Here is a 5,722-nt window from a genome sequence, read left to right on the forward strand (position 1 = left end):
GACGAGGCGGTCATTCGTGGTCCTGGACGAAGGTGCGGATCGCGAACGCCGCCGCCGCGGCCAGCCCGACGGCCAGAACCGCGCCCCCGACGGCCAGGTCGGAGGCGAGGAAGTCGCCGCGCAGCGCCGCGCGGCTCGCGTCCAGGAGATAGGTGACGGGGTTGAACAACGAGATCCGGTAGAGCCAGCCGGGCGCGGTGGTCGCCGTGATGGGCAGGAACGCCCCGGAGAGCAGCAGGAGTGGCACCAGCACCAGGTTGATCGCCGAGCCGAGCTGTTCCTCCTTCTTCACCCGCAGGGCGATGCCGAACGAGACGCTGGCCAGCGCCAGGGCGAGGCCGGTGTTCACGAGCACCGCCACCACGATCCCGGCCAGCGGGGCGTCGAACGCGGTGAAGAGCCGGCAGCAGACCACGATCACGCCGGACAGGAAGACGACAGCGACCGCGATGTCGCCGAGCTTGCCGAACAACAGCGACGCGCGGGCGGCGGGTGCGACGCGGAGCCGCCCGAACAGGCCGACGCGGTACTCCACGAGCATGCCCAGCCCGACGAAGCTGCCCTGGGTCAGCGCCACCTGCATCAGCAGCGCGGGCACGAAGAGCACCCAGGTCTCGCGTCGCATGGCCGCCGTCGCGTTCGGCATCATCCGCTGCAGCAGCGGGCCGAACAGGAGCAGATAGAGTACGGGCTGAAGCAGGCCGGCCACGAGCCAGAACGACTGCCGCCGGCGTTGCAGATGCTCCCGCACGAACATCACCCACGTGTCACGCAGCATCGGCGCCCACCCCCGCGGCCGCCGGCTCACGCAATTGACGGCCGGTGAGCTGAAGGAAGACATCGTCGAGGGTGGGCCTGTGCACCTGCATGCCCAGGATCGGCACCCGCTCACGGGCCAGGTCGCCGACGAGCGTGGGCAACACCTGGTGCCCGTGCGCGACCTGGACGCTGAGCGTGGTGCCGTCATAGGCCACGTCGGTGACTCCTGGCACCCGCGCCACCGTGGTCGAGGTGCGGTACCGTTCGACCGCCGGCACCCGCAGGTCGATGCGCTCGCCGACGCCGGCCACCGCCTTCAACCGCTCCGGGTTGCCGTGCGCGACGACGGTGCCCTGGTCCATCACGAAGATGTTGTCCACGTGCCGGTCGATCTCGTCGATGTAGTGCGTGGTCACCAGCACCGTGACGCCGTACTTGCGGCGCAGGTCGTGCACGTGCTGCCACAGCCCGGCCCGGCTCTGCGGGTCGAGACCGGTGGTCGGCTCGTCGAGCAGGATCAGGGCCGGCCGGTGCACCAGCGCCAGGGCGATGTCGAGGCGGCGACGCTGACCGCCGGAGAGCGCTCGGGTCAGCCGGCCCTGTACCGCGCCGAGCTGGAAGACCTCGATCATCTCGGCGGCCTCGTGAACGGCTTGCTTCTTCGACCGGCCGTACAGCCGTGACTGAAGGACCAGCTCCTCCCGCACGGTGTTCTCGGGCGAGGTTCCGGACCCCTGCGGGACGTATCCGATACGGCGGCGCACCTCGTTCGGATGGCGCCGCAGGTCGGCGCCGGCGATGGTCGCGTCCCCGGCATCCGGGCGCAGCGCGGTGGTCAGCATTCGCATCGAGGTGGTCTTCCCGGCGCCGTTGGGGCCGAGCAGGGCGACCATCTGCCCGGCCCGCACGTCGATGCTCAGATCGCGGACGGCGAGCACGGCCGGACCTCGGCGGGAGAGATAGCTGCGGCGCAGGCCGCGGGTCTGAATCATGGGGTTCCTCAGTGGACCGTGATCTGGAGGCGGGTGGCCAGGCCCCAGGCGGCCGGCTCGAAGCCGATGCGGGCCACCGGGTACGGGCGGCCGGTGAGCAGCCGCTCGAGTTCCAACTGCCGGTCCTGGGACAGGTAGGGCCAGAACAAGCTGTGCCAGACGACTGTGGTCACGCCGGGCCCGGCGTGCTGGTCGAGCTCGGCCGCCAGCCAGGCGGCGGCGTCGGCCGCGTCGACGCGGACCTTCTCCTCGGCGGCCAGCCGCAGTGCCGCGGACAGCTCGGCGTGCTGTGTGGTCAGCTCGAACGGCACGAACGAGCGCAGCCGCAGTACGTCGGCCGGGTCGGCCGGGTCGAGCGGGGCCAGGTCGCAGCCGGCCCGGTCGACGACGGTCAGCTCGCCGGGCCGGGGCCCAGGTGCCCGTAAGCGCACCGGGGAGCCGGGTGGACCCCAGGTCCATCCGTCGCCGTGCCAGCCGAAGCGGTCGACGAGCAGGTTGAGGCCGGTGCAGGCGCCCAGTTCGAGCAGCCGCACGCGGGTGGCGCCGAGCAGGGTCAGGCCATGCAGCAGATGCCCGGCGCGGTCCGGCAGATGTTGCTGTACCGGCCGGCTCAAGGCTTCGCCGATCCCCGTGCCCGGACCGAGTAGAACGTCCCGGCTCAGCCGCCAGACCAGCTCGCCGGGCTCGGCGCCGGTCGTGGCCAGGTCGGCAAGGTGGCCGGCCAGCCGTGGCGCCGTGCCGGACAGGTAGGCGTGGCTGATGCCGGCGAGGGCCCGCAGCAGCACGGTCGGCTCGGCCGACGCGGGGTGGGCCTCGATCCGGTCGCGGACGGCGCCGCCCTGCTCGACCTCGTCCAGCAGACGGTCCAGCAGGTACGCCGACACCCGCGCCCCGGCGCGCAGGCCACCGGCCATCGCGCGCAGCGACGCCACGGCCTCGGGTCCGGTGCCGCTCATCGGATCGCCGCCCCGCGCGCCGACTCGTCGATCATCCAGCGCGCCAGGTCGCGCCCGTCCGAGGGCGGGGCGAGCTCGTGCAGGGCGCTCTGGAGGCCGGCCCGGATGCCTTCGATGCGGTCGTCGTAGCCGGCCGCCAGGTCGTCGGACCGATACTCGCCGAACAGCGCCTCGCGCGCGCCGGTGTCGCGGCGGGCGGCACCGTGGATCTCGGCGAAGGCGGTCCGGCGCTCGCCGGTGAGCGCGTCCATGGCATGGGCGTAGATCAGTGTGCGGGTGCCGTTGCGGTAGTCCTCGTGGTCGAGGTCGTCCAGGCCGTGCCGGTCGTTGGCCATCTGCCGCAGCACGCCGAACAAGGCGCCGAACGACCGCCAGGCCGCCACCCGGTCGTCGCTCTCGCCGGCGAGCAGGGCCATCATCGCGAGATCGCGGCCGTACGCGGCGCCGGTCTTGCCCGCGTAGCTGCGCATGATCCGTGCCCACATGGCATCGGTGGCGCCGGTCTCGCCCACGTCGTCGAGCTGACCGGCCGCGGCCTGGATGCTGGCCCGGGTCATCTCGTGCCCGAGCCGAACCTCGGTCGCCGCCGGGCAGCCGCGTTCCCTGATCATCTCGGCCGGGATCAACGTGAGGCAGGTGGTCGCGGCCAGCATCGCCCGGGAGGCGCTCAGGCCGGTGCCCGCCGGGTCGAAGTGGCCGTCGTTGAGGTCGTCCAGTGTCTCGGCGCCGGCCCACCAGGCGCGCGACGCCGCGCCCACCGTCAAGCATTCGTCGCGATGGGCTGTGAAAAGAGCCGAGGGAAGCAGCCGGAATATGCCCTGTTGTTTCTCTTCGTGCCGGAGGACGGCGAGGCAGGCGTCCTTCAGCAGCGGGCTCAGGGTGTCTGTCCGGCCGATGCTTTCACGCGCGAATTGCGCGATGGCGAGCGAGGTTCGGGTCAATTCCTCGTACGTGCCCGTCCGGTCGACGACCGCTGCTTTCATGAACTTCTCCTGGCCGCTGGGGTGAAGCGGGCGGGCCGGGAGCCGGTGCTCCCGTTCCCGCCCGCGCGGCGGCGTCCAACAGATGAACTGCCGCACTACGTGAGGACAATCAGCACTGAGCGTTGTTGCTGGTGCCGGTGGTCCGCTTCTGCTGAACGTCGACCAGGCCGGCCGGGTGGGGGCGGCTGTTGCGGTCGGCGGTGGCGTGCTCGCCGTTGAGCTGGCGCTCGATCTCGGTGAAGGCGGCGTTCTTCTCCATGACAGATCTCCTGTCCGTAAGGGGATTTAGAATCGCCGGAAACAGCGTCGAAATGTCGACTGCCGGATCCGGCTTGCCGTTGCGCGAGAAACGGTATAGCCGCATCGTCGGGTGGGCAACACTTCGACGCTTTATTTTCTGTTCGATGAGATTGTCTGCGGGTGCAGATAAACGTCTGCCCCGGCAGATTTAATCGAGGGTTTCTGTCAAGTGAACGTGCGGAATCGCGCCACGTGCGGGCCTGAAAAAGCGTGACCGGCGTCAATGGCCGATCACGCTGGACATTCAATCCCGCCACTGTGTCGGCCGGGATGGCGTCACGCCGGGCGCGGGGAGGTGACGACCGCGTGGCGGCTCCCTCCCGGCGACATGCGCCGGACGGGAGTTGTTCAGCCGGGTCCGGCTGGGGTGCGTGACCGGAAGTCCACGCCCGCGTACGTCTCGTACTCGGACAGGGGCCGGACCGGCCCCATGGCGAGGCGGCCGACCGACGGGAAACGCAGCAACGTCGCGACCCGCCGGCGGCTGGCCCGGTCGAGCCGGAACCAGTCGGGAACCACGCCGCCTTCCATGTTGTCGTCCCAGTGCCGCCGGCTGCCGCCGCGGATGTAGTAGTGCCACGACAGCACCTCGGCCGGGTGGAACAGGTCATAGCCCCACGTGAACGCGCGCGCGGCCAGCGTGACCTCCTCGCCGGTGAAGTAGATGTCCGGGTCGTACGGCACCTCGCGGGCGAACGAGCCGGGCGCGAACAGGAACCCGGCCGCCACGAAACGGGCCGGCACGGGCCCGCTCCGCCGGTGCCAGTCCTCGATGGTGCGCTGGGCCAGCACGGGCAGGCCGTCGCCGGTCCACCGGTCCAGGAACAGCTCGCTCGGCACATCGCCGCGCGCGTCGCTTCCCGTGGGGTCGTACGTGGGCGGGTAGCAGCTGATCAGCGGCTTGGCGGCGCCGGCGCCGTGGGCCAGGCCGATCAGCCGCTCGTCCCAGCCCGGTGCGAACCGGGTGTGGCTGTCGACCTGCAGAAACCAGTCCTCACCGGCGTACTCGGCCATCACCCGCGCCCGCGCCCATCCCGCACCCCGGCTCGCTCGCGCGTCCACGTCGATCAGCTCCACACGCGGATCGCCGGCGATCGCCGACACGTCCTCGTCATCGCGGTGCTGCCAGTTGACGACCACGCGAAGCTCGCCCGGCCGCTTCGCCGCGCCGAGGCAGTCGAGGACGGTCGGCACCAGCTCCGGGTCGCGATAGCTCGCGACCGACACGAAGATCGTCACCCGGCTGTTTCCCGGACGAAATCGCCGCTGAGCCGGGCCCAGGCCGGTCCACCCGGATTCACCAGCACATTCACCTCGTCCGGCAGCAGCGTCACCAGGTCGGCCAGCGACACCTCCCGCCAATCGGGCGAGAACGTCCGCTCCCGGTGAACCGCGCTGGTGGTCACCACGGCACAAAGATCACCATCGGGCGAGCGTACGAGCAGGGGCCGCCCGTCGCCGTTGAGCCCGAGCTCGACGAGACAGTCGCACAGCATCTCGCGCAGTTGTTCGAGTTCGGCGTCGCCGTGCATTGCCGCCCGCAGCACCGCGTCCAGCGGATCGGCGGGGGAGTTCTCGAACAGCGGCCGATAGTCCGGGTTGCTGCGGAAAGGGCCGAGCGTGCCGTCGTCGTAGGCCGGCCACCACCCGACGACGGCCTCGGCAGGGGGATCGCCGTCCTCCTCGTCGAGCCACTCCGGGTCGATCAGCAGCTCGTCCATCAGTTCTCTCA

7 protein-coding genes are annotated in these 5,722 nt (G+C 71.0%); all 7 read right to left on the reverse strand.

Features of this window, described 5'->3' with window-relative positions; translation table 11 throughout:
* Positions 1-10: 10 nt before the first annotated feature.
* The 7 genes from ACQP2X_RS17480 to ACQP2X_RS17510 all read right to left on the reverse strand — a co-directional run bounded on the left by ACQP2X_RS17480 (position 11) and on the right by ACQP2X_RS17510 (position 5,711).
* Entirely contained in the window at positions 11-778 is a 768-nt protein-coding gene (locus ACQP2X_RS17480) for an ABC transporter permease (RefSeq protein WP_498698229.1), read from the reverse strand.
* The gene (locus tag ACQP2X_RS17485) at positions 768-1,751 is read right to left on the reverse strand and encodes an ABC transporter ATP-binding protein (RefSeq protein WP_498698230.1); all 984 of its coding nucleotides are present in this window, start codon (positions 1,749-1,751) and stop codon (positions 768-770) included. Before ACQP2X_RS17485 ends, ACQP2X_RS17480 begins: the two co-directional genes overlap by 11 nt.
* Positions 1,752-1,759: 8 nt before the next feature.
* Positions 1,760-2,707: a DUF2332 family protein gene (locus tag ACQP2X_RS17490; protein WP_498698234.1), complete on the reverse strand. Its 948-nt coding sequence runs from the start codon at positions 2,705-2,707 to the stop codon at positions 1,760-1,762.
* Positions 2,704-3,690 carry a polyprenyl synthetase family protein gene (locus ACQP2X_RS17495; RefSeq protein ID WP_498698236.1) on the reverse strand — a complete coding sequence of 329 codons (987 nt, stop codon included), beginning with the start codon at positions 3,688-3,690 and terminating at the stop codon, positions 2,704-2,706. Before ACQP2X_RS17495 ends, ACQP2X_RS17490 begins: the two co-directional genes overlap by 4 nt.
* A 109-nt stretch (positions 3,691-3,799) precedes the next feature.
* The gene (locus ACQP2X_RS17500; RefSeq protein WP_498698238.1) at positions 3,800-3,949 is read right to left on the reverse strand and encodes a hypothetical protein; all 150 of its coding nucleotides are present in this window, start codon (positions 3,947-3,949) and stop codon (positions 3,800-3,802) included.
* Positions 3,950-4,338: 389 nt separating this feature from the next.
* On the reverse strand, positions 4,339-5,229 hold the full coding sequence (locus ACQP2X_RS17505) for a GlcNAc-transferase family protein (RefSeq protein ID WP_498698240.1): 891 nt from the start codon (positions 5,227-5,229) through the stop codon (positions 4,339-4,341).
* On the reverse strand, positions 5,226-5,711 hold the full coding sequence (locus ACQP2X_RS17510) for a type VII secretion system-associated protein (RefSeq protein ID WP_498698242.1): 486 nt from the start codon (positions 5,709-5,711) through the stop codon (positions 5,226-5,228). The genes ACQP2X_RS17505 and ACQP2X_RS17510 overlap by 4 nt, the downstream gene beginning before the upstream one ends.
* Positions 5,712-5,722: the final 11 nt, after the last annotated feature.

Source organism: Actinoplanes sp. CA-131856 (genome assembly GCF_050956135.1).
Classification (GTDB): Bacteria; Actinomycetota; Actinomycetes; order Mycobacteriales; family Micromonosporaceae; genus Actinoplanes.

What these genes read in the sequence shown, in the direction of transcription:
- ACQP2X_RS17480 (WP_498698229.1), bottom strand. Translation starts at nt 778, where the DNA reads ATGCTGCGTGACACGTGGGTGATGTTCGTGCGGGAGCATCTGCAACGC.
- ACQP2X_RS17485 (WP_498698230.1), bottom strand. Translation starts at nt 1,751, where the DNA reads ATGATTCAGACCCGCGGCCTGCGCCGCAGCTATCTCTCCCGCCGAGGT.
- ACQP2X_RS17510 (WP_498698242.1), bottom strand. Translation starts at nt 5,711, where the DNA reads ATGGACGAGCTGCTGATCGACCCGGAGTGGCTCGACGAGGAGGACGGC.
- ACQP2X_RS17495 (WP_498698236.1), bottom strand. Translation starts at nt 3,690, where the DNA reads ATGAAAGCAGCGGTCGTCGACCGGACGGGCACGTACGAGGAATTGACC.
- ACQP2X_RS17500 (WP_498698238.1), bottom strand. Translation starts at nt 3,949, where the DNA reads ATGGAGAAGAACGCCGCCTTCACCGAGATCGAGCGCCAGCTCAACGGC.
- ACQP2X_RS17490 (WP_498698234.1), bottom strand. Translation starts at nt 2,707, where the DNA reads ATGAGCGGCACCGGACCCGAGGCCGTGGCGTCGCTGCGCGCGATGGCC.